This window comes from Pseudoalteromonas luteoviolacea DSM 6061 (genome assembly GCF_001625655.1).
GTDB lineage: Bacteria > Pseudomonadota > Gammaproteobacteria > Enterobacterales > Alteromonadaceae > Pseudoalteromonas > Pseudoalteromonas luteoviolacea.
This window is the reverse complement of sequence record NZ_AUYB01000131.1, coordinates 9,696-34,761: the sequence shown is the minus strand read 5'-3', so window position 1 is coordinate 34,761 and position 25,066 is coordinate 9,696. Positions and strand designations below refer to the sequence as shown.

At 41.2% G+C, this 25,066-nt stretch carries 20 protein-coding genes; 11 read left to right on the top strand and 9 right to left on the bottom strand.

The annotated features are described in order from the left end of the window. The first annotated feature begins 744 nt into the window (after nt 1-744). On the top strand, nt 745-1,593 hold the full coding sequence (locus N475_RS20100) for a hypothetical protein (protein WP_063357663.1): 849 nt from the start codon (nt 745-747) through the stop codon (nt 1,591-1,593). 84 nt (nt 1,594-1,677) lie between these two features. Here the strand turns inward: N475_RS20100 and N475_RS20095 are convergent, their stop codons facing one another. Genes N475_RS20095 through cyoA form a run of 7 tightly spaced genes read right to left on the bottom strand, consistent with a single transcriptional unit; the run spans nt 1,678 to nt 7,508 of the window. Next, nucleotides 1,678-2,166 carry a hypothetical protein gene (locus N475_RS20095; RefSeq protein WP_063365843.1) on the bottom strand — a complete coding sequence of 163 codons (489 nt, stop codon included), beginning with the start codon at nt 2,164-2,166 and terminating at the stop codon, nt 1,678-1,680. Continuing rightward, nucleotides 2,163-2,768: an SCO family protein gene (locus N475_RS20090; protein ID WP_063357665.1), complete on the bottom strand. Its 606-nt coding sequence runs from the start codon at nt 2,766-2,768 to the stop codon at nt 2,163-2,165. Before N475_RS20090 ends, N475_RS20095 begins: the two co-directional genes overlap by 4 nt. Before the next feature lie 4 nt (nt 2,769-2,772). Then, nucleotides 2,773-3,657 carry a heme o synthase gene (gene cyoE / locus N475_RS20085; protein ID WP_063357666.1) on the bottom strand — a complete coding sequence of 295 codons (885 nt, stop codon included), beginning with the start codon at nt 3,655-3,657 and terminating at the stop codon, nt 2,773-2,775. A gap of 1 nt (nt 3,658) precedes the next feature. Continuing rightward, nucleotides 3,659-3,997 carry a cytochrome o ubiquinol oxidase subunit IV gene (gene cyoD, locus N475_RS20080; RefSeq protein ID WP_063357667.1) on the bottom strand — a complete coding sequence of 113 codons (339 nt, stop codon included), beginning with the start codon at nt 3,995-3,997 and terminating at the stop codon, nt 3,659-3,661. Next, entirely contained in the window at nt 3,997-4,617 is a 621-nt protein-coding gene (gene cyoC / locus N475_RS20075; protein ID WP_063357668.1) for a cytochrome o ubiquinol oxidase subunit III, read from the bottom strand. The genes cyoD and cyoC overlap by 1 nt, the downstream gene beginning before the upstream one ends. A 16-nt stretch (nt 4,618-4,633) precedes the next feature. Beyond that, nucleotides 4,634-6,670, bottom strand: a complete 2,037-nt coding sequence (gene cyoB / locus N475_RS20070) for a cytochrome o ubiquinol oxidase subunit I (RefSeq protein WP_063357669.1) — start codon at nt 6,668-6,670, stop codon at nt 4,634-4,636. After that, nucleotides 6,660-7,508, bottom strand: a complete 849-nt coding sequence (cyoA, locus tag N475_RS20065; protein ID WP_063357670.1) for a ubiquinol oxidase subunit II — start codon at nt 7,506-7,508, stop codon at nt 6,660-6,662. Before cyoA ends, cyoB begins: the two co-directional genes overlap by 11 nt. A 249-nt stretch (nt 7,509-7,757) precedes the next feature. Here cyoA and N475_RS20060 point away from each other — a divergent pair, with 249 nt between their 5' ends. Further along, nucleotides 7,758-8,273 (top strand): hypothetical protein, encoded by a 516-nt coding sequence (locus N475_RS20060; RefSeq protein ID WP_063357671.1) that lies wholly within the window; start codon nt 7,758-7,760, stop codon nt 8,271-8,273. A 77-nt stretch (nt 8,274-8,350) separates the two neighbouring features. Here the strand turns inward: N475_RS20060 and N475_RS20055 are convergent, their stop codons facing one another. After that, nucleotides 8,351-9,535: a quinone-dependent dihydroorotate dehydrogenase gene (locus N475_RS20055; protein WP_063357672.1), complete on the bottom strand. Its 1,185-nt coding sequence runs from the start codon at nt 9,533-9,535 to the stop codon at nt 8,351-8,353. A gap of 152 nt (nt 9,536-9,687) precedes the next feature. Between N475_RS20055 and N475_RS20050 the strand changes: the two genes are divergently transcribed. Then, complete coding sequence (locus N475_RS20050; RefSeq protein ID WP_063357673.1) at nt 9,688-10,263, top strand: hypothetical protein; 576 nt, start codon at nt 9,688-9,690, stop codon at nt 10,261-10,263. Between the two features lie 47 nt (nt 10,264-10,310). On the opposite strand, the gene N475_RS20045 is transcribed toward N475_RS20050, so the two are convergent. Continuing rightward, on the bottom strand, nt 10,311-10,784 hold the full coding sequence (locus N475_RS20045) for a deoxycytidylate deaminase (RefSeq protein WP_063357674.1): 474 nt from the start codon (nt 10,782-10,784) through the stop codon (nt 10,311-10,313). A 257-nt stretch (nt 10,785-11,041) separates the two neighbouring features. Between N475_RS20045 and N475_RS20040 the strand changes: the two genes are divergently transcribed. From N475_RS20040 to N475_RS20005, 8 genes are all read left to right on the top strand, one after another. Beyond that, entirely contained in the window at nt 11,042-11,473 is a 432-nt protein-coding gene (locus N475_RS20040) for a hypothetical protein (RefSeq protein ID WP_063357675.1), read from the top strand. A gap of 256 nt (nt 11,474-11,729) precedes the next feature. Continuing rightward, nucleotides 11,730-13,067 carry an N-succinylarginine dihydrolase gene (astB, locus tag N475_RS20035; protein ID WP_063357689.1) on the top strand — a complete coding sequence of 446 codons (1,338 nt, stop codon included), beginning with the start codon at nt 11,730-11,732 and terminating at the stop codon, nt 13,065-13,067. 219 nt (nt 13,068-13,286) lie between these two features. Continuing rightward, nucleotides 13,287-14,126 (top strand): DUF350 domain-containing protein, encoded by an 840-nt coding sequence (locus N475_RS20030; protein WP_063357676.1) that lies wholly within the window; start codon nt 13,287-13,289, stop codon nt 14,124-14,126. Nucleotides 14,127-14,128: 2 nt separating this feature from the next. Further along, a complete protein-coding gene (locus tag N475_RS20025) occupies nt 14,129-14,935 on the top strand; it encodes a hypothetical protein (protein WP_063357677.1) in 807 nt (268 codons plus the stop codon). Beyond that, a complete protein-coding gene (locus N475_RS20020) occupies nt 14,935-16,452 on the top strand; it encodes a polyamine aminopropyltransferase (protein ID WP_063365842.1) in 1,518 nt (505 codons plus the stop codon). Before N475_RS20025 ends, N475_RS20020 begins: the two co-directional genes overlap by 1 nt. Nucleotides 16,453-16,768: 316 nt before the next feature. Continuing rightward, nucleotides 16,769-18,112, top strand: coding sequence for a tetratricopeptide repeat protein (locus tag N475_RS20015; RefSeq protein ID WP_063365841.1), 1,344 nt, complete (start codon nt 16,769-16,771; stop codon nt 18,110-18,112). Further along, entirely contained in the window at nt 18,102-19,313 is a 1,212-nt protein-coding gene (locus N475_RS20010; RefSeq protein ID WP_162269616.1) for a FecR family protein, read from the top strand. The genes N475_RS20015 and N475_RS20010 overlap by 11 nt, the downstream gene beginning before the upstream one ends. Nucleotides 19,314-19,323: 10 nt before the next feature. Then, entirely contained in the window at nt 19,324-25,062 is a 5,739-nt protein-coding gene (locus N475_RS20005) for an Ig-like domain-containing protein (RefSeq protein WP_063365840.1), read from the top strand. The last annotated feature ends 4 nt before the right edge of the window (nt 25,063-25,066 follow it).

Below are 25,066 nucleotides of genomic sequence, written 5' to 3'. Positions count from 1 at the left end.
CATAATTCCTAGTTATCGTTACTTTCCTTTGTTTTGAATAGTGTCTTTTTTTGCGTGAAAATTCAACATTTAGGTTAAGAAAAACACAGAGTTTCATTGCTGGGTTCGTTTTATTTACATTTGACTGAACTCGTTTTCCGACTTTGACTTTGTGACAGAGTCTAATAGTCCTGTAGGCCAACTTCTTCAAATTAAAGTTTTGCAGTTTTACTCTTTTAGAGTTACACAGAGAAACCCATGTGCATGGCCTTTGCTTTAACCTTTACACGAGGAACGTACTCCTTTATTTGCTTCATGGAGAATTCTAAGCAAGTCACCATCAAGAAGGTTTCGCTTAAATTAATTATTAAAACGCTCAATAAATTGTATTTTTAGAGGTTTATAAACTGAACATACACAAATTTGATATTTTGATCTTCGCATTAATTGGTTAGACAGGCTGAGGTGAGCGCTAGTTCGTGGTATCTATTGAGTTACTTTTCACTTTGCTTTCATTATTACATTGGATGTAATTGAGTGTCTAATCAAGGAATGATTATTGCGAGTTACCGTTTAATTTTTTTTCATTGAATAGATTAATATTTAGCTTTTCTGGATTATTTGAAAATAAGAAAACTGATTGTTTACGGAAAACATATTAAAGAGCTTCGATCATCTTGAATGCTTCTAATTATTACCTATTGACCTGGCTTTACTGTAAATATATGTTATTTATTTCTTAAATAAATCGAAAGGAGTCTTTTTGTGAATGTTAATAGGTGTGCAATCTCTGGTCTGATCTTTGTTATGTTTTCAATTTGCTTTTTAAATATTGCGAATGCAGCCAACTGTCAGTTAGAAAGGTTTGGTAGTAATAGTTGGTATGAGTGTGATGGTGTGCAAGTGACACAGAGAGCTTGGGAGTCTGCACATGAGAGAATTTATAATTTTCAACAAGTAGGTGATGGTGTTGTATGGCAATACTTGGATGCTGCTAATACCTATGCGTATTATTATAACAAAGTTACAGGTGGAAACCTTATACAGTTAACACAAACGGTATATGCGGGCCATAACGAGCGTATATATAACTTTCAAGTGGCTGGCTCTCATGTTGTTTGGCACTACTTAAATTCGGCAAATACTTATGCATATTACTCTAACAAAGTAAGTGGGGGAGCACTCACTCAACTGACTCAAACAGTTTATGCGGGGCATAACGAGCGGATTTTTAATTTCCGTGTGGCTGGCAATGGTATTGTGTGGCAGTACTTAAATTCTGCCAATACTTATGCATACTATTATGCGTCGCTAACTGGTGGCAATATTGTTCAATTAACGCAAACGACAAGGGCGGGATTTGATGAAAGAATATTTAATTTTCAAATTGTGGGCACGAGAGCTGTGTGGAATTATTTAGATTCCCGGAATCACTTTGCATATTATTCGACGCCAGTGGAAGGGGGCAGTATACACCAGATAACGCAAACGGCAGACGGATTTTGGAAAGACAGACTAGAGGGTTTTTCTATCTCTGGCAGTATGGCGACTTGGCGCTATTATTCCGGCTTGTATAAACGTACAACTCAGCATAGTGCAAGTATATATCCGTAAACAATAGTACTTTTAGAAGTGAATCAAGGTGAGTAAATAAGTGCAGTGGCTGATTTAAAAATACTGCACTTATTGCTGAAAAGCCTAAGAAGAGGTCTTTTGACGACTTACTAGGCAATAAGAGCCGTCTTTAGTACTGGTCATGTAACCTACAAAATTGTCATCTCTTTTATGAGAAAACACATGTGTTTGGTCGTTTAGCTTTCCTTTAAATACCCATTTTTTGAATACTTCTTCACGCACAACAATACAAGGGTTTTTTACAGCAAAGCTTTCTTTGTAAGCAACATCACAGTGTCCGCCACTGTGAGACATTGAAAAGATAATGTGGCTTTGTCTGTCTTTGTATTCAAGTACACCGGACACGAGCAAGCTTTCAAAGTCCTCTTTACTCGTTTGATTAGAAACAAGTAAGCGGTGCTCTTTAGAACCAATAATGTCTGATGCAAGAGCACTGAGTTCAGACTTACAGTGCGTGACATTATATTTCTCAATGATGGTGTCTACAGAGTTTTGAGCAAAAGCTTGTGTACTCAAAAGTAGGGAAGTGGCTACAGCCAATTTAAAACTCATAGCATCAGCTCCTTAATCTGAGCGGCAAGCTCATTAGGAGTTGTTGTGTGGCTCATTGCGGTAATCAAATTACCTTGCTTATCTATGATGTAAAATCTTGAAGCGTGAGCAACAGAGTACTCCATAAATGACTCTTCAAGGTTGTTATCATCGTAATAAACACCGTATTGTGCGCTAACTTCTTTAGTCTGCTCAACACTGCCAGTTAGACCGGTAATACGCTCATGGAAGTAGTCGGTATATTCCTTCATATCTTCTACTGTATCACGCGCAGGGTCTACTGAAACAAGTAAGCCCTGCACCTGATCATATCCTTGCTTCTCTAGTCGCATAAATGCGTTTGTCATTACTGCGAGAGAGTTAGGACATACCTCTGCACAAGATAAATAGCCGAAGTACATAACAACAATTTTATCTTTGTAATCAGAGAGCGAAACAGGTCCGGCATAGCTTTGCAGCGTAAAATCGCCACCCAATTCATCGAAAGATTTTCTTGTTTCGTTAAAGTCTTTAGTTGTCGTCGCTAAATAAAACCAAATTAGCGCAATAATACCAATGAAAGAAGAAATCCAATGTAAGTGAGCGGCTTTAAACTGCTTCATAACTCTACCTTGCTGTTACATATGCGGTTGGGTCAATGTGAGCAAAGTCTACTGACATCAGAACACTCATAGATGTTATTGCAACAAGCGACAGAATGAAGACGCGTTTTGCCCATGTATGATTGTCCATGCGATGAAAGTCGAAAATTGTGCTCAGCAACCAGATCAAACCAATTACCAGCGTGAGTGAAGCAAATAGGGTACCTACATAGTTCAAAGTGAACAATGAAAGTGCAAGAACAGTAAAGGCTAAGATAAAGCCAATCATGTGTTTTCTAGCTACTTCAACACCACTGACGATTGGTAATACTGGAATATTTGCGTCTTTGTAATCTTTGAATCTGTATATCGCAATCGCATAAGAATGCGGGATTTGCCAAATACAGAAAATAGCCAAGATAACAACAGCGCCAATATCAAACTGACCATTTACAGCACAGTACCCCATAACTGGAGGACATGCGCCTGAAATACTGCCTACAAAAGTACCGTAGATTGACTTTCTTTTATAATAAAGAGTGTACAGGCCAACATAAACTACGAAGCCTAACACACCGAAATAAAAGCTCATCATAGATGCGTACAGTGCTAAAGAGGCGAAGCCTATACAACCCAAAAGGGTTGCATAGACCAAAGCTTTAGTAACCGAAATCGACTCTAGGAGTGACTTACGGTACTTTGTGCGTGACATCAACTGGTCGATGTCACGATCAATCACATTATTAAAAACACAACCAGAGGCGATGATACAAACTGTACCCACTATCATTGCTGTAAATGTAACTAAATCAATATCGCCTTTGGCTGCGAGCACGTAGCCCGCAACCGCAGTGATTAAGTTACCAAAGATAATGCCTGGTTTTGTAATTAACAGGTAACTTCTTAACATTTTAATGTCCCATGAGCATGTTGTGATTTAGGTGCTCCATAATCCAGATGGAGCCAATCACAACTATGGCCACTGTCAACACAATAAACGCGGCTGAAGTAGTGTTCCATATTTGCTCAGAAGAAGAGTTCATGTGTAAGAAAAATACAAGTTGTACAAATAGCTGTGCAATAGCTGTGACAAGGATAATTCCTAGCGTAATTGCAGGAGAAGCCATGTCATACATTACAACTAAAAACGGGATAGCTGTAAGCACTAGAGATAGGAGTAAGCCTATCGTGTACTCTTTAACGCTACCGTGCGCTGCACCGCCGCTACCATGTTCATTAGAATGGCCCATTACATCACTCCTACTAAGTACACAACGCTAAATACACAGATCCAGATGATGTCTAGGAAGTGCCAGAATAAGCTTAAGCAAGATAGTCTTACTAAGTTATCTTCACTAAATCCGTCACGCTTAAAGTGAACGAATAGAACAAGCATCCAAATAATACCACCAAATACGTGTAGACCGTGTGTTGCTACTAGTGCATAGAATGCTGACCAGTAACCACTTGTCTGAGGCGTAGCGCCCAATGTACTGAAGTGCCAGAACTCGTACATTTCTAGGCCAAGGAAGCCTGCACCTAGTAGTAGTGTAATGACCAACCAAGTGATCATACCTTTCATCTTGCGCTGGTTGGCTTGAAGCATCGCCATACCAAACGTAAAACTACTGAATAGTAGGAACGCAGTACCAACTGCAACTAGATTAAGGTCAAATAGCTCTTTTGGTGTTGGGCCGCCTGCAAAGCCGCCACTCAGTACTGCATATGTTGCAAACAAAGTTGCGAACAAAATACAGTCACTCATGATATATATCCAGAATCCGAATATAGTATCACCACCGGTATCATGATGCTCATGATCATCGTGATGATCGTGAGCGTCGTTTGCGATTACGTGATCGTTTGACATAGTTTAAAACTTTCCTCTACTTGCCATTTTTAGCTGCGTGTTCTGCAACAGCTGCCAAGTGTTTTGACTCGATTTCTTCAACTTGGTCTACTTGTACGTAGTAATCTTTGTTGCGATCAAAAGAGTACGCAATCCAAGAAGCTACGATACCGATGAAGCTAGCGATAACCATCCACCAGATGTGCCATACGAAGCCGAAACCTAAAGTTAGTGAGAATGCACTGATAACCACGCCAGCCCATGTATTTGAAGGCATGTGAATCTTAGAGTACTTCTCAGGCTTTTCATAAGCGATACCATGTTCTTTCTTGTAATGATGCTCATCACGATCATGGATCTTAGGTAACTTAGCGAAGTTGTAGAACGGAGGAGGTGACGAAGTAGCCCACTCAAGCGTACGGCCATTCCAAGGATCACCTGTAACGTCCATATTTTGTTTACGGTTCTTGAAGCTAATGAAGCCCATGTAGAACTGAACTGCGATACCAGCTGCAACGATAAATGCACCAATCATTGCGACAATTAGCAATGGAGTCCATTCTGGGTTGTCATAGTAGTTAAGACGGCGAGTCATACCGTTGAAACCAAGGATGTATAGCGGCATGAACGCAACGAAGAAACCGATTGTCCATAGTGCACAAGAAAGTTTATTAAGTTTCTCGTCAAGCATCCAGCCAGTTGCTTTTGGCCACCAGTAAGTAAGACCTGCGAAGTAACCAAATACAGCACCACCAATGATTACGTTATGGAAGTGAGCAATTAGGAACAAGCTGTTGTGTAGTACGAAGTCAGCCGCTGGAACAGCTAGCATTACACCTGTCATACCACCGATTGTGAACGTAAATAGGAAACTACATGTCCACCACATAGATGCTGTGAACTCAACACGGCCTTTGTACATAGTAAATAGCCAGTTGAATATCTTAACACCCGTCGGGACGGCTATGATCATGGTGGCAATACCAAAGAACGCATTCACACTTGAGCCAGCGCCCATTGTAAAGAAGTGGTGTAGCCATACAACCATTGCTAGAACCATGATAACCGCTGTTGCCCATACAAGTGACGTATAACCAAACAGGCGCTTACGTGAGAACGTAGCTGCAACTTCAGAGAAGATACCAAATGCAGGTAGAATTAGAATGTAAACTTCTGGGTGACCCCATGCCCAAATGAGGTTTACATACATCATTTGGTTACCACCAAGGTCATTAGTGAAGAAGTTTGTACCTAAGTATCTATCTAGCGTTAGAAGCGTGATAGTTACTGTTAGGATAGGGAATGAAAGAATGATTAGTACGTTTGCACACAGAGAAGTCCATGTGAATACAGGCATTTGCATAAGCTTCATGCCAGGCGCACGCATTCTGATGATAGTAACGAAGAAGTTAACACCAGTTAGTAGAGTACCAATACCTGAGATCTGTAGTGCCCAGAGCCAATAATCGACCCCGACCCAGGGACTGTATTCAATACCTGAAAGTGGTGGATATGCTAACCATCCTGTTGCAGCGAACTCACCTAAGAAAAGTGAAATGTTAACTAGTAACGCACCAACAACGAATAACCAGAAGCTCAATGAGTTCAGGAATGGGAATGCAACGTCACGCGCACCGATTTGTAGAGGTACTACAATGTTCATCAAGCCAACAACCAAAGGCATGGCTACGAAGAAAATCATAATTACACCGTGAGCAGTAAAGATCTGGTCATAGTGTTCAGGAGGTAAATAACCCGCCCCCACGCTGTCAGCAGTAGCTAACGCTTGGTGAGTACGCATCATAATAGCGTCCGCAAAACCACGGACAAGCATCACAATCGCTGCGATGACATACATGATACCTATTTTCTTATGGTCTACAGATGTGAACCATTCTTCCCATAGGTATTTCCACTTACCCATTTTAGTGATAAGTGCGAATAGGAATAAACCGCCAAGTATTGCACAGATCATTACTGGCAGAATAACAGGGTCATGAACAGGAATTGAATCCCAGGTCAGTTTACCCGTGAGCGGATCCGGATCTGTGATTATGGTAGCTTTACTTGCCATTTTGAACCCCAGTGTATTTCTCTATGGTTTTCTTAAAGTGCAGAGGGTCAACATCCGAGTAGTAAACTACTGGGTTGTCTTTTGATTTCTCGCTAAGCGCTTTGTAAGTAGGTTCGTCTAGTACATGCTCTGATGCTTTAACTTTGTTAACCCAAGCATCGAAACCTGCTTGATCTACAGAGTGTGTTTTAAACTTCATACCTGAGAAACCAAAACCACTGTAGTTTGCAGACATGCCTCTGAAGGTACCTTCTTCAGATGCCATTAGGTTAAGTCTATTTTCCATACCAGCCATCGCATAAATCTGACTGCCCAATCTTGGAATAAAGAATGAGTTCATCACCGTGTCTGAAGTGATTAAGAACTCAACCGGTGTATTCACTGGGATTGAGATTTCGTTGACGGTTGCGATTTGTTGTTCCGGATAGATGAATAGCCATTTCCAGTCCATCGCAACTACTTGGATAGTTAACGTATCTTCGTCTTTACCTAGAGGCTTACGCGGGTCTAGGGTGTGAGATGTCACATACGTGAAATATGCAAGTGCAGCAATGATCAAACAAGGCACAATCCAAACAACAAGTTCTATTTTTGTTGAGTGCTCCCAAGAAGGTTTGTACTCAGCTTTTTTATTGCTAGTACGATACTTGTACGGGAAGTAAATAGACATAAATAATACAGGGATTATTACAATAAGTAATAAAGCCACAGAAATTATAATCAGGTTTTTCGCCTGTTCACCAATTGGCCCCGCAGGGTCAAAAAGAGCAAGCTCACAACCTGTTAGAAGAAACGCCATCGTAAAAACCATTACGAATGACAAGGACTTTTTCAGCATATTCAACCTACTTGATATCGCGGGTAATTACCCCATTACCTGCCTGAATAAATTAACGAGATTAATGCAATTGAGAACTGTTTCCATTTACACCCCTCTCGCAGGGGAATGTTATAGGTAAAGTGTCAAAAATTCAAGATTCTATTGACCGGGATCAATACGTTTGAAATTCAAATTTAGATGTTTTTTGAGCAATCTATGTCTAGACTGAAATTAGTGTTGTCAAAAACATAATTACAGAGGGCTGATATGAAGAGACTATTTTATTCTACAGATAGTTTGGACGATGCTGAAAAAATTTCTGATGAAGTTCACGAACTTGGTATCGATGACCACCATTTTTACGTGCTATCACGAGATGAAAACGGCATTAAAACTCACCACTTACATGGATCAACACAAATAGAAAAAACACAAATTTTGTCCGCAAGAAAAAGGGCAATGTTACTAGCTGGGGGAGCTGCGCTACTACTTTTTTCGGTCTTGTTTTTTTTCACCGAGGCGGTGGATAAATTTTTGTTACAGGCAATAGGTGCAAGTATTGTTGTTGGATTTATCGTCATGGTGGTCGTAAGGCTTGCTGGGAAATCTTTCGACGAATATTTTCAAATACTGGTTGATGAGCACTTAGATGCCGGTGATGTAATCATAATTATTGATGTTGCTAAGTCTCAAACTCATATTGTTGAGACACAGTTAGAAAATCATCCAAAGGCTCAGTTTTTAGCTGACAGTTCCAATTTGGCTTCGCCTATTCCAGACTAAAAAATAGTGGTGATATCGTTCGCTTTGGAGAAAGTGGGTGATATCACCACTCGTAGCATCAACTTGTAATTGAAATCTTATGCCGCAGAGCTAACTTCCTTGTTAGATTCCTCATCCTTAATTGGCTTTAATTTTGGTAATGGGTTTCTTGACCCAACGGCTTCTTCTATAGAACTAAAACCGTCTTCTTTCAGTAATTTAACCAAGCCTCGATTTATCTCACTGATGCTTTGTGGTCCATCAAAAATCAATGTGGAAATCATGTGCAATAGGCTAGCACCAGAGGTAATTTTTTCGTAAGCATCTTTGGCAGTAAAGACGCCGCCAACTCCTATTATTGTAAGCTTGCCTCTTGTTCTGCGGTAAACGTGTCTGATTACATTGGTCGATATACGTTGTAGTGGTAAGCCGCTCATTGCACCTTTATGGAATGGTAATTCATCTTTGACGTATTCTTGGTTGAATTTAGGCTTTGCTAAATTCGTCAGAACAACCCCATCCATTTTATGCTCAACGCATGCGTCAACAATGATATTGATTTCTTCGAGCGTCATATCAGCCGCCAATTTTACATAAATAGGGCGGCCTTCTACCCGATGCGCATTTACAGCAATTAGTAATGCATCTAAATTATCTTTATCTACGAATGGTTCTCCATCTTGTGTATTTGGACAGCTAATATTGATAGTGTAATAATCACCTATGTCTTTGAATAGAGACATCGTCTTAGTGTAATCGTCAATTGAATCTTGCAGATCAAATTCTGGTGTAATATTCGATTTGGCTGCATTGATACCTACTTTTAGCTTGCCAAAATTAGCACTCTTCAGCCTTGATGAAATTTTTTCAGCACCTTGGTTGTTGAGTCCATACCAGACAAGAATTGACTTTGATTTAACCATTCTAAAAAGCCTTTTTCCTGGATTTCCAGGGCAAACTTCTCCAGTGAATGAGCCTAATTCCGCTAAACCGAAGCCAATCGAAGGGTAAATTTTGGTCAGTTCGCCATCTTTATCAAAGCCTGCCGATAATCCTAAGGGATTTCTATACTTAATGCCGTCAACTTCAATATTCAGACTACGATGTCCGTAGTTGAAGAATAAAGACGTAATCCAACGAGTAAGGAAATTAGAGCCTAAAATTACTCCCACACGTTTAAACATGTAGTGTGCATCTTCCGGATCCATAAGAAATATGAGCGGGCGAGCAGCTCTATAAAATAGTCGCAAGACAAAGTTACGTATGCCGATGATAAGGCGCATTTTGAACCTCCAAATTTGTCATCGATTGTTGTTAGGTGCTAGTAAATAAGCACATTAAGTAACTCATGCTTTTTAGCTTATGATCGATAAATAAAAATAGCAATAATAATTATTATCATTTAAAGTGTTCTTATTCTAGTTAGGAGATGCCAATGAAAAAGCTGATGTTAAAGTTATTGGGTACGCATGTGACTAAACCAAAGAGGTGTTCTTTAGTTAGCCCTATTTGGCAAAACACCGGAGAGGTCTTTTACCTTCTTAACACCTTGCAATTACGCTATAGATCTCAATATGGAAATGTCTCAGTTGACTCTTTTGATTTACAAGAATTAGCACGTGAGTCTGATGACCTCCACAGTAAGTTAGTGTGTGAGTTTGGTAAGGAGTTTACAGTGTCAGTTTGTGCTGTAGGCTGGGAAAAATTTGGTAAGCAAACTCGAGTTAAAGCAATAGACAATGCGGCTATATTCAGATTTAATCTATCTCTTGGAGTTCAATCTCAAGCAATATTCCAGCATCAGTTTAATGCCTTAGATGAAGTTGGCTCCAGTGATGTGTCACTGGCCAATGGTAATGATGTTTATAAATATAACGATATCCACTTAAGCGAGTTTATAACACAGCTACTAGAAGCGAATAAAAGAATTCATCAAGACAGAGTTAAATGCCATGGGATAACGGGTGAAAATTTTCACAAAGATATATTTGACAGGGTGATGCTTTTCTAGAGGGTGGTAAGAGTAGACTGAAATGAGTTCTACTCTTTGGTTGTAAATCACTGGTCGTCGTAAGTTGCAACTTCTTGTTCTAAAACAACGAGTTCGACGTTGGCCATTTTGAACATATCCCGTGTTTCTTGTGCTGCATGATATCGCTTTTTGGCGACGACTTTGGATATACCGCAGCTAATAATAAGCATTGCACATACTCTACAGGGTTCCATAGTGCAGTATAAAGTACTGCCGTCTAACGGAACTCCATAACGCGCAGCCTGACAGATTGCATTCTGCTCTGCATGGATTGTACGGACACAATGCTGTCTTGTAGTTCCATCTACGTCGATGACCTGTTTCATCAGGTGACCAACATCATCACAATGTGGTAAACCTGATGGTGAACCAACATAACCTGTTGATATTATTCTTTTATCTTTAACAATGATACAACCTGATTTTCCTCTATCGCAGGTCGCTCTTTGGCCAACGCTGTCTACCAAGTCAATGAAGTATTCGTCCCAATCCGGTCTCATTCTTTACACCTTAAATACTATTGAGTTGACTCATTATACGCGGTATTCAAAACAATACTAACAACTTAGTAAATTTCGACTTTCTAGGCGAAACTGGTCTTTGGCTTTTATTTTCTAACATTTGTTTTTCTAAGATAAGCTATTTTTAAAAGTATAAAGAATAAAAAACTGGCTTGTTAATTAATTCTTTCCTTGAACTTTATAATACCGCTATTATTGGCTGGATTTAAATTGGCTTTTAATTGGAATGAATATCGATGAAGAAATATTTTATATTTGGCGCGGTTTGTTGTTTTATTGCTGCTTTATTGCATATTGGATGCATCATATTCGGCCCCGATTGGTACCGCTTTTTAGGAGCTGGGGAGCAAATGGCCAGCATGGCAGAAGCAGGCCATATTGAGCCAACAATTGTGACTTCAATAATAGCATTAGTTTTAATGGTTTGGGGTCTCTATGGTTTGTCCGCAGCAGGCATCATTTTCAGATTGCCCCTTCAAAAATTAGCTTTAGGGTTGATTTCAGGAGTGTTGATTTTTAGAGCGCTTGCATTCCCTGTATTAATGCCAAGCTTTCCTGAAAATTCACTCTCTTTTTGGATTATAAGTTCATTGATATGTTTGGTAATGGGAACAAGCTTCGCTATTGGTACATGGGCTTTAATAAAAAGCGAACACAAAACGTCCTGATTACGAATGTTTTAAGGTGTCAATATCATATAAATGAGTTTTACAGGTTTTTGTCTGTTGATGTGCCAAATTTTTCCATTTTTTCTGACTATATTGTTAGCTGGCACCATATTTGAAAGCGAACAGCATATGGTGATGGCAGATTGAAACTTCACAGCCCGTTTTGCATATATATATTGGGCTCTGTGGAAGTGTTAGAAAATAAACAAAAGTGGCGTGTACTTAAATGGTGCACAGTGCACCAGAAGGGGGCAAAATGAATTATTATGAAGTGAATTTCGATGGACTTGTTGGGCCAACACACAACTATGCGGGCCTTTCGTATGGAAATGTGGCTTCAAAAGCAAACGCAAGCTTGTTTTCAAACCCAAAGCAAGCAGCTTTGCAAGGGCTTGAGAAGATGCGAGCGTTGTCTCAACTAGGGCTTTATCAAGGCGTATTCGCACCAAATGCAAGGCCTGATATAAAGACACTCAGAGCGCTTGGTTTTTCGGGGAGTGATAGTGATGTAATTTCGCAAGCAGCAAAAGCTGAACCACAGTTATTAAAAGCCTGTTATTCGGCATCTTCAATGTGGACAGCTAATGCGGCAACAATTTCCCCTAGCTGTGATACCAAGGACGGGAAAGTGCATTTTACACCTGCAAATTTAAACAATAAGCTCCATCGCGCAATCGAGGCAGAAACAACTGGCCGCATTTTACAGGCTGTATTCACTGATGAAGAGTATTTCGCACATCACCCGTCGTTGCCCCAACATAGCTTATTTGGTGACGAAGGCGCGGCAAACCATACGCGTCTAACTGATGCTTATGGACATTCTGGACTGGCAATATTTGTTTATGGTGAAGATATACACAGTCATGTAAAGCCACAAAAGTTTCCTGCAAGGCAAACACTGCAGGCGAGCCAAGCCGTTGCAAGAGGACATCAATTGAATCCCAAGCAATGTCTGTATATTCAGCAAAACCCAGATGTGATCGACGAAGGAGTTTTTCATAACGATGTGATCGCAATAGGTAATGAAAATGTATTTTTATTTCATCAAAAGGCCTTCTATGAGCAAGCAGCCGCTGTTCATGCGATACGTCAATCATATACCGGCAGCAGACCTTTACATTTGATTGAAGTTTCTCAGGCAGATGTGAGTGTCGAAGATGCAGTTCAAAGTTATATTTTTAACAGCCAGTTAGTTAGTTTGCCTGGTGGCGGAATGGCTTTGATTGCGCCTAGCGAATGCCAACAGGTCAATAGTGTAGAAACGTATTTGAGCGCCTTAAAAAGTGCTAGTAACCCAGTTGATGATATAATTTATCTGGATGTGAAACAGAGTATGCGAAACGGAGGTGGTCCAGCCTGTTTGAGGCTACGTGTTACTTTGTCAGAGCAAGAGTTAGCCGCGTCCAACCAATCTTGTATACTTACAGATAGCCTATATCAAGAATTAGTTACTTGGGTGAGTAAGTACTATAGAGATAGGTTATGCGAACAGGACCTTGCTGATCCTCAACTACTTGTAGAGAGCTATACCGCGCTAGATGAGCTGACAAAAATTTTATCTTTAGGCTCAGTATACGATTTTCAAAGAATCTAACTGTTTAATCTGATGTGCGTCATTGAAGGCGCACTTTTTCACTTTAGCCCACTTTTTACATGTTTTTACGTAAATTCGAGACTCCGTTTGTGATTCAAGGTAGAATTATTGTATGGATGAGAATAGTCGAGCCCCTGTGTGTAGACTCCAAGTTGTTTGGTACTGGTTTAGTCCAACAGAATACAACCCGAATTTAATCAAAAAACTATAATATCAATTATGTACGATTCATTAATTATAACTATGCAGAGCCTCAGCTTTGTTGGCTTGCTGCTAGTCATTATGCTCATTGCAAAATGGCTATACAACTTCACAACCCCTTACGATACGTTTAACGAAATTTTAATTAAGAAAAACGCTGCGCTCGCAACTTCCGTTGCGGGGTATATTGTGGCTGTGGCCATTATCTTTTGCGCTGTCCTAGTAGGCCCGAGCAATGGCTTAATTAATGATTTAATTGCCGTGGCAGGGTACAGTCTGGCAGGCATGGTAATGTTACTCGTTTCTCGTGTAATCAATGACAAACTCATTCTGCATGCGTTTTGCAATAAAGCACAATTGATTGAAAAGCAAAATATTTCAACAGGAGTAGTGCAAGCTTCGAGTTACATTGCGAGTGCGTTACTTATAGGCGCAGCACTGCATGGAGAAGGCGGCTGGATGTCGGCGCTTGTGTTTTATGTGCTTGGCCAAATCACACTTGTTTTATTTGCGCGTATTTACGACTTGTTGACCAGCTATAACCTAATGGCAGAACTGGAATCAGGAAACAAAGCAGTTGCTGCGACATTTTCAGCAACTCTTATTGCATTAGGTATGGTTTTGCTACATGCACTTATTGGGGAGTTTGAAAGCTGGCACGCCAGTGTAACCTTATTTTTCCAAGATGCAGTGATTGGGTTTGTTGTGCTTCCTTTGGCACGTCTGTTTATTGATAAAGTGATTTTCCCAACTGTCTGTATAGATAAAGCTGTCGGAGAAGAGCACAATATGTCAGTTGCGCTCGTTGAAGGCGGTGTAGCTCTGTCAGTTGCTAGTGTAATTGTGGTTGTATTGTAGTAATGAGTTTATTGAGGTTTGCTACAACAACTCTTATTGCGACTATTTTAGCTTGGCTTTGCAAGTTATATGTTCAAGAGCCAGTTTATTCGCTAGAAAAAGTGCGCTTTATAAGTAGTAAAAATTACCAATCTACCCCGTATAAATTCGAAACAAGCAAAGACGGCGCAATGGTTCGTTTTGAAGTTAAAGGCTATATGAGAGATAACACATGGTCTAGTTTTGAGTTCGAAGTATTTGGTACAAAAGAAACATACCTGTTCACTTACCACGATGAACTCTGGACTGAAACTGGTCGGGACTCAGATGGTGCATGGCGAGAGTCTCGTAACCATCTTTACTTTGACATCAGACTACCAGAAGCTGGTGAATACCATGCGGTTCTACACACATCAAAAGGCCCCGTTCCTCGGGCTAGAGCGACTGAAAACCACTTTAATTTTCGGGTATATGAAATAAATGGAAATAAAGAGTGGCTAAATATTACGATGTGGTTGTTAGGTATACTTTGTTTCGGTGCCTTTCTCATTTCAGATTATTTAGGTAAACGAGAACCCTCAAGCAGGTACCTTCACGAGTTCATACAAAAGCGTAGTAAAAATGAATTCATGCCGATTGCTTGGTTACTAGCTCTATACGTGTTTGTGTTGTCTGCTCTGACGGCAATGGCATGTCATGATGATGACTTGTTGATAGATTATCGAGGAAAGTCGGCTTCAAATAAAAATCTCAAAGTTGATCGTCAATTACGTGAACATAGCATGTCCAGTGCTGGATATAGAACACGCAGTGGTCTTGGGGGCAAATAGTGCTGCGTGAAAGTCATATTCTGCTCTTTAGCATCTTCATTGCAGGGCTGTGTTCAATTGTCTACGAGCTGTTAATTGCGACAACAGGGTCTTATTTCCTCGGTGATAGTATCACACAATTTTCGTTGACTATTGGTGTCTATATGGCCTTTATGGGCGTGGGGTCATACCTTTCTCGATTTGTTAAAGATACGCGGCTGCTACCTCAATTTATAGGTTTTGAGTTGGTATTAGCTTTATTTGGCGGGTTGAGCGTTCCACTTTTGTACTTGGCTTACGCCCTTGATATTTCGGTGCAAGCAACCTCTGTGACGCTCACTGCGATAATCGGTACATTGATAGGTCTAGAAATACCACTACTCAGTCGTTTAATGGAAAAACACTATAGCTTAAAAGCAAATTTATCCAACGTATTGTCATTGGATTATTTTGGTGCCTTGTTAGCCACACTGTTATTTCCTTTTGTGTTTTTACCATGGCTTGGGATCTTTAAAACCTCATTAATGTTTGGTTTGATCAATTTGTCTATTGCGATGTCCTTGTTGTGGTATTTTTCTCCGCAAATATTGGATAGACCAAAATATCAGTTAAGGCTTTGGCTATTAATAGTATCGGTCATTTTGTTAGGGACAATGGTTTCTAGCCACAGCTTAAATAAAGCATGGAACGGGCATGTATTTGATGACCCAGTTGTTCATAGTGAACAAACCCAGTACCAGCAAATAGTGATGACTCGACATAAAAATGATGTTCGCCTGTACCTCAATGGAGGGTTACAGTTTTCATCAATTGATGAATACCGTTATCACGAGGTATTAGTTCACCCAGCAATGCAGAGAAACGAGGCAATTGAAGATGTTTTGGTTCTAGGCGGAGGTGATGGGTTAGCTGTGAGAGAGCTACTCAAATATGATCGTATCAAAAAGATTACTTTGGTTGACTTGGACCCTGCGGTAGCAAAGCTTGCCCGAGAAAATCACTATTTAGTAGCACTTAATAATAATGCTTTGAACTCAGAAAAACTGACTGTTTGGCATGGAGATGCGATGGTTTACTTACAAGAGTTCAAAGACAAATATGATTTGGTTGTTATCGACTTACCAGACCCTAAAACGGTGAGTTTGGCTCGGTTGTATTCACTGCAGTTTTATCGGTTAGTCGGTAATGCCCTTGAAGAGCATGGCCTCCTTGTAACCCAAGCGACAAGTCCTTTTTTTGCCAAAGATGCTTTTTGGTCTATTCGTAACACCGTGGCTGCAAGTGGAATGCAAGAAGTTAATACGTTTTTTGTAAATGTCCCTTCATTTGGGGAGTGGGGGTTTGTAATGGGATGCAAATCAAACTGTGGCTCTATTCGAAAAGAAGAGCAAATTGACACACGCTATTATCACTCCAACATTGATGATGCTCTGCAAGTGTTGGCACTTGACCAAACTACACGGGAAAAGGTGATTAGTACTCTAGATAGGCCCAATGTGCTGTATTTATACCTTGAAGGTTGGCGTCACTGGAATTAACAGAGTAAATCTGAGCAACATACTTTTGTCCTTGCAGCTAATAGTGAGCGATAATTCGCTTAGCTAAATTCTAATAATCCTCGTTAGTTCATAAATATTAGTATGTTACAAAAAATCTCTTCGCTCAGTGCGATTGAAAGACAAAATGTACCTGAAATCAGAAGTGAATTATTGAAGTTGTTGTTTATACTTTGATCATCCTATCTAGGCATGTTGTACGTGTTCTAGTCGATTAGCAATCCTTGGTTCGATTATTCGGTTTTGCTTGAGGTAGATAGTGATTTTCATACGATAACCAATGAGTGGGTGATTAGCTATGTCACTAGTACTTCGATGCGCACGTCTATTTGTGGCTTTGATGGCTGGTTGTGTGAGTTTCCTGTGTTCAGCTCAAGGAAATTCCTCATCAGCAGACGAAGACACAAGAAAAATAATATCTGAACTTCAAACTGCCTTAATTGCTCAAAACTACCAAGCTGCTTTTGATAAAGCGAATAGTGGAGTCGATGAGTTTGCGGGTGATCCCAGTTTTGACTTTTTATACGCGCAAGCTGCGTTAGAAGTTGCAAAGTATGATGAGGCGATATTTGCTCTGGAGCGAGTACTTGTGAATTGGCCTGATCATGTACCAAGCCATTATTTACTGGGGCTCACATATGCAAAACAAAAAAACTATTCGCAAGCACAAACAATCCTACAAGGACTACGGTCAGCGCAATTGACCAAAGCCATGCGGCAAAATGTTGACCGTGCTTTAGCGTCTATAGAAGAACGCTCAAATCAATTAGAGGAATCATATAAACATGCTATCTCTTTAGCCCTAGGACATGACTCAAACGTGAATAGTGGGGCCCTCGATGATCGCATTGTTATAGGTGGTATTCCTTTCCTATTGGATGCTACAAGCCAAAAAACGGCCGATAACTTTATGCGTTTTCGTTATAACTTCCGAGCAAAATGGCAGCAGACTCAATATGATGCCTGGAAGCTTGATGTCGACTACTCAGATCAACGACATCAAGATACGGATGATTATGACCGTTACCAGGGAACAATCAGAGTGGGTTATGAACACAAAAAGGATAAAGCAGCGTTTTCAGTTGGCGGCCAATTCGGTGTTTTAACATTAGACGACAATACTTATCAGCAAGATTTTGGACTTTACGGCAGTGTGCAATACTACTTTTCTGGTAACTGGTTCACAGCCTTTAGCGGGTTTGTTTTCTTGCAAAATAATGTGCAAGACAGAAATTTAGATAGTCGAATTTACACAATTCAAGGCGGACTCGGGCACTCTTCTAAGCTCTGGTTGGTTCGACTTGATGCCGGATATACTTGGCAACCTGCAAGATATGATGAGGGCGAGCACTATGGCAGAGATTACGATTTCATTTCGGGATCTGTTGCTCACCGCACGTCACAAAATAGTTTACTGACTTTTAAAGCACAATACAGAGATATTGAGCATAGGGCGGTGCACCCATTTTTCTTGGAAACGAGAAATGAAGAGCTCGTGATATTAAACCTAAATTGGCGATATCAATGGGACGATGCTTGGAGTGTAGATGTATCAGCTTCTTACTATGACAAACACAGTTCCATTACCTTGTATAGCTATGATCGTACTGAGTGGTTCACAGGAGTCCGTTATGAATTCTAACCTTACACTGTTAAATGAAAAACAGCTTTGCACAGGAGCTTTGCTACTCAGTTTGTTGCTACCACTTAGTGTATCTGCTGCTCAAGCTGGTAAAACTATTATGTCTCGTGGGGATGTTGTTGCGACTGACACAGCTACTGAGGCATTGAGAAATTTAAAGAGACGAAGTCCAGTTTACGATGTAGATATTGTAAACACAGGAGCTTCTGGTCAGGCTCAGCTACGCATGCAAGACGGAGCGCTAATCGCTTTAAAGGCTCAAACACAACTTAAAATTGATGAATATCAACAAGGAGCAGAGGGCGGCTCGGTAGTGATGGAGTTGATTTCTGGAGGACTGAGGACAATTACCGGGGAAATAAAAGGAGATAAAGGTAATTATAAACTGAAAACGCCTGTAGGGAGTATTGGGATTAGAGGTACTCATTATGAGGTGGAGTGGAAAAATAATGAGTTATTTCTAGCCGTCTGGGATGGGACGATTGAGCTCGATATGAGTAATGCAACGGGAGGAGGCGAAGGGCCTGTCTTACTGGGAAAAGGTGGTGATTTCTCTTTTGCAAAGGTAAATCAAAGCGGCACGGTTACGTCGTTACTTAAACCCCCCTCTGAATTGTCCTCAATCTCTTCTACGGTCAGTCAATCTGCACAAGGTTCGGAATCAGATGAAGATACAGTGGCTATTTCGAACACAGAAGTGAGTACGTCTACGCAAACCTCTCTGCCATTTTTAGCTGGCAATGTATCGCAAATTGTTCGGGATGTTTCCCAGAATGAGTTTATCAACGAACAAGAGCTGGACAGTTTGGGCGTAAAACCTCTATCTGAGTTGATTGCGGAGCGCTCCGGTAGTGCAGCTTATTCTGTTTTAGACAGAATAGACGCAATATCAAGCCTTGGTGCTGTCAGCTCGGTCAATATGCAAATGTCTGTTAACTTTGACAGGGGAACAGTTGAGCAAGGGGCTTTGTCATTTCAAGATTCCGGAGGTGAATGGTTTGCGGCGTTCAATGGCTTGATTAATCAAGAAGGTATGACGTTGGGTGTGAACTTTGCCTCTCATGGACAAAATTTGGCCACCGGTACAATACAAAGCCAGTTTACAAATGGGCTTGACCGCTTAACTGGATCATTCAACTTGCAAGAAGTCGAGAACCCGAGTGTAGTCGCTCAAGGGGCTTTCATTTTGAGTCAGCCTTAGGAGATGGAAAATGCGCATTCAGTCAATTTATCAAACCGTTGCGGCTGTTGTTGTATCCGGCTTTTTGCTCTCTGCATGCGGTGGAGGCAAAGATAGTGAGCCACTACAGCAGTCAAGCGAAAACGTAGATAACGTTTCTGCGACACCGCAAACCCCACAACAGCCTTCGTTAGTTTCTAATTCGCCAAAGGTCGTGGACTTTTCTTATCAACCTCGTTATCGATTCGCCCGCTTAACAGAGAATCAGGTCGTAGATGAGCTGATGATAAACGGTACAGGCGAATTGATTCACCCAACCGATACTGTGACAGAGCGTGGCAATCTCACGGTTTCGGTCGATAACATCGAAGATCCTGATGGAATTGGACGTGTTTTACTTGGATTTAATGATACTCAGCAAGCCATTGTGTTATGCGACAACAATTGCTCGACGCCGTTTAAGTTTACGCAAACGGGTATCAATCCTTTTAATTTTGGCCAAGAAAGTGGGTCTATCAACATACAAGTTTGGGTCGAAGACTTGAGTGGTAATTTGACGGTCGTGGCCACTAAACAGGTCAATTGGTTACCCAGAAGCATTGTAGTAGAGCCAACGCAAAGAGGTGAAGACGGAACTGTGTCTGTGAGCTGGCAAGCGTTAGATGAAGCCCTTAGATATAATGTTTATCTTGCTCAGTCGCCAATCAATAACTTAGCGTCTGTAACATCTTTACCTGATGGTCGTAGAGTCATAGCGCTGACTGGTACCAATCAAGAGTTTACAGGGCTTGACCCTCAAGAACATTATTACTTGAGAGTGACAGGTATTGATGGTAGCGGTGAAAGTGCCTTTAGTGAATCAATAATGCTGCCAGCGACGGAGTTAATTTTTCCTGTAGCAAACAACGATTCTTTTACAGGAGAGCAATTCCAGGCAATCTCAGGCAATGTACTGAGTAACGACCAGGATTTGGGATTCGGACCACTGCAAGTAGTACTGCCTGCGCTGGTATCACCACAAAATGGTGACCTCAACCTACTATCTAACGGTAATTTTACGTACACGCCAAAAGAAAGCTTTTTTGGTTCAGACAGCTTTGTCTATCAAGTGGTTAACACACAAGGTGCGACGGCTCAGGCAACCGTGAGTATTAACATTGAAAGAACCAATCAAAACCCCATAGCCATTCCAAATAGTTATGCACTGCAAAAAAATACAGAGCTCTCAGTTTCTGGTGGAGGGTTGCTGGTCAACGATATCGACTTTGATGGTGATACTGTGTCCGTTAATACAACACCTATTGTTGATGTTCAAAATGGCACATTGACGCTTAACAGCGATGGAACTTTTACATACACACCTGCTGCTGATTTTGTCGGTTCGGATTTCTTTGAGTACCGTATTGAGGATGGTAATGGAGGTTTTGCAACTGCAGATGTATCTATAAGTATAGAAGAGGAGCTAACTAACACGCCGCCCGTTGCAGTCAATGATAGTTACGAAACGAGTGAGGACATTTTACTTCAGGTGTCCGCGCCGGGTATTTTGGAGAATGACAGCGACGACCAGTTGGATAGTGGCAGTACAGATCTGATTAACCTACAAATTGAAATATCAGAGACCACTAAAAATGGTTTATTAGAATTGACGAGTGAAGGGGGTTTTAGATATACGCCTTCAGAAAACTTTTCTGGTCAGGACTTTTTTGTATATCAAGTCTCTGACTTACAGGGTTCAACAGCAGCAGCATTTGCCGTGATAAATATTATTGCAGTGAACGACCCGCCTATGGCGATGGATGATTCGGTCGAGGTCACCGCAGGTGCTCAAATCGAGATCGACGTTGCAAACAATGATTTGGATATTGATGGTGTGTTGGATCTCTCTACATTAACAGCCGTGATGCAGCCGATGCATGGCAGTTTGACTCTCAATAGTGCGAACAAGTTTGTATACCAAAGTGAAGCCGGATTCGATGGTACCGACTATTTCACCTATACCGTGAAAGACAATGAGGGGGCAACCTCAAATGAGGCGTTTGTTTATATCTTTGTCACTACACAAAACACGCCTCCAGTAGCAGTAAATGATGTTTCATCCACGGTGCAGGATACGTCAGTCAGTATCAATGTACTTGCTAACGACAGTGACCCCGATGGCAGCCTCAATGGTACTACGTTAGAAATTGTTACGGCGCCTCAACACGGTAGCACCAGTATCAACACTTCCGATCACCTTGTCATATATCTACCTGAGTCAGGTTTTGTTGGTATAGATACGTTTGAGTATCGTGTACAGGACAACCGGGGAGATTTTTCAAATACGGCGACTGTGACGGTAACGGTAACCGAGGCTAATCAACCACCAATTGCGAACAATGATACTGCTGAGGTTGAGATAGGCAACTCAGTATTTATTAGTGTGTTGCAAAATGATACTGACGCAGATGGTCTGATTGATTTTAGTACCCTTGAGTTGGTGGCGTCGCCTAGTAAAGGAACAGTGAGTATTGGTTCTACTGGTTCGTTTACATATCAGCACACAGGCACTGCTGTTGGAACGGATAGTTTTTCTTATCAAGTTAGAGATAATCTCGGTGCATTGTCTAATATCGCACTTGTATCAATTACGATTGTGGAACCCGACACAACACCTATTGCTAATCCAGATAGTGCAACGCTTGATAAAAACACTTCCGTTATGATTGATGTCTTAGCGAACGATGATGCTAAAGGCCTGACACTTGTACCTTCTACCCTTGAAATCATTACACCAGTAGGACATGGCTCCACATTTATTGACACCTCAACAGGGTCCATCAGCTACATTCCGATGAATAATTTTGTTGGGAATGACTCATTTACTTACCAAGTGAGTAACAATGCGTCGCAAACCTCTAATGTAGCGACAGTTTCGATTGTTGTGAACAATAAGAACTATGCCCCTAATGTGACAGGGAATTCTGCAAATATACAGACCAATGTGTCTAACGGAGACTTAGTGCTTCAAGTTAGCGCATCTGATCCCGATGGAGATGATATTAGTTTCAGTTTAACAGGTACCAACGCTGAGTTATTCGCAATTGCGCAAGATGGCAGGGTAACCGTTGCAAACGCGACGCAAATCGCCACGAACGGCGCAACAACATACAATTTGACTGTAGAAGTGTGTGACAGTGTGTCACCTCCTTTATGCGCTTCAGCATCAATTACCATTAATGTTACAGTAGCGCAGACTATATTTGTTGCTAACAAGCTAACCACCTTTGGTTCAGATGGAGAAAAGGTTGTTCGATTGCGTGCTTCTATGGAATATCACGAAGTAGGTCAGTCAATCGTACTGTCTGATGGTAAAATTATCGCCGTTGGCGGTGTGGGCTCTTGGGTGGAAAGTATAAGCCGCAATATACATCGGGCTGCTGTTACTAAAATGATGCCAGATGGATATCCAGATACTAGCTTTGCAAGCCAAGGTGTGTTTACGAGTGACTTTGGTATTGAGGTGGCTGACCAACCTCAAAATATTGTGGCTAAAGCAGTCGCGGTAGACGGCGAAAATCGAATTTACGTCGCTGGATATGCAGATTTTGGTACTACAGAAGCTCAAGAACTACTGTTGTTTAGACTAACAGCCAATGGCACACATGATACAACTTATGGCGCTGGTTCTGGGTATACTAAGCTGCCATTAAGTACTGGAGCGCGTATCACACCTGTTGCAATTATGGTGGATGATGCACAAACCTTGACAGTTCTAAGTGACGTTAAAGTTGGAGACAATACAACGATTACTCTTACCAGAGTCGATGCAACAGGTACTATAAGCGGTTCATTGGATTTAGCTCCCGCATCTTCCCAGTATGCAGATGGTGTTGTTGACTTGGGCACGCATTTACTTGTCTATGGTGAGGTTATGTCAGAGGCAGGTAACAAAGACCTACTATTTGCTAGAGTGAATAAGTCGACTTTGCTTTTGGACACAAGCTTCCAGTCTTCAGGCTTTTTGCAAATTGATATATACAGTGCGTCTTTTGATAACCAAGTTCATGATGTTGTACAGCTGAGTGATGGGAAAATCTTGTTAACGGGTGACTCATATTTAACCGGTGGCACTGATAAGTCTGTTTTTGTCATGCGACTAGAGAGTAATGGCAATGCTGATACCACATTTAGCTCGAATGGTTATATTCTCTATGAATTAAATCAACTGCCTGCATCTGGTATTGATGGTTTAGATTTCTCTACGTGGAATGCTTATGGTTTTGGTATTTATGCCGATGATACTCACTACTATGTAGGTATTGGTAGAGGTCAATCTAGTTCATCTTCCAATGCGGCTCAGTTGTTTAGGACGGACCACAGCGGTGTAATTGATAGCGGTTGGCTCCCAGATAGTGGTGGCCCTAGTGCGTATGGTCAATTTTTATTAGCACCAGTTGACTTCCATCGTACATCGCAAGGGCTACTCATGTACGGCTATCAATTCCGTTCTGTAGGGAATAACTTCTTCTACTCTTTATGGTTAGGTGAGTTCACATTGAGTGCTCAATTTAATTCAAGTTTTGGTTCTAATGGACAGGTAAATTTAGACACAGGTTCTGCCAATGAGTCCTTCTCAGCCGGACAAGGCGCATTATCAGCCTCTAATCAACTGTTTATTGCTGGAAACACGACCACTTGGCAAAATAGCGAAGTGCCATATATCTATAAACTAGATGATACAGGTAAAGGGGTCTCTGCATTTGGCGGCTTAGGCAAAGCTCAATTTGCGCTGAGTAACTCTGCGACCACAACAGCAATGGTTGAAACTGGTGCTGGAAACCTATTGTTAGCTGGAAATGAAAGTACCAGTCAGGCCTTTATCGTTAATATGACAAACGCCGGTGCCCAAGATTTTGATTTTGTTCCGGGTAATAGTGGTAGTGCAATCGGTATCAATGCGGGCGAGTACGGTGGTACGGGAAGTACAATTTCGGTGACAAATCTGTATAGCTTGTCTACAGGTGATTTCTTAGCGTTTGCTAAGATCAATGATGGGTGCATTGACCAAAGCCACGCGTTTATTTACTCAAGCGTGGGTATCATGTCTGGGCATTTCCAATATCCCGTTCCAAGTGGGGTCTCTTGTGGCACAACTGCGCGAGGTATTGATTTTATACACCCTGTTTCAACTTTCTTAGTCGGTGTCGGTACTGACGAGCAAGAATTTACTGAACCTCGAGTCATTTTGGCAAAAGCAACGGTAACTGGAGTATTAGATCCTACCTTTGGCACTGCGGGTGTAGCTGCTCTGGATATTGGCTTGGTATCAGGGGAGACTCTCACATTGAAAGGGTCCTTTGTCGATGGTGAAGGAAGGTTTGTTATTTTCGGAACTGGAGGAACTAAAAACTTTGTCATTAGAGCAAACAGTGATGGGGTTCTTGATTCAAGCTTTGCTTCAAATGGTGTTTTCATATTTGAGCAACTAGGCACTACGGCAGTCGCGGTTAAACAAGGTTGGGTGCAAAGTACTGGCGAGTTAGTGATGTTCTTACAAGCAACCTCAGGGTTAGACGTTTATGTCGCGCGGGTAAAACTAGAAGACGATGCTGGCACTCTTGATTTGTCATTTAATTCGGTTGGCTATCAGCAGTTCAGTGGAACAATGACAGGACAGTTAGAGTCTGCTATTAGTTTAAGTAATGGCGATAGTTTTGTCCTTGTTTTACAGCAGGATGAGCCGAAAGTGATTGTTCTGCAAGCTGGTAAGATTGAAGTTTCAGACTAGCCGA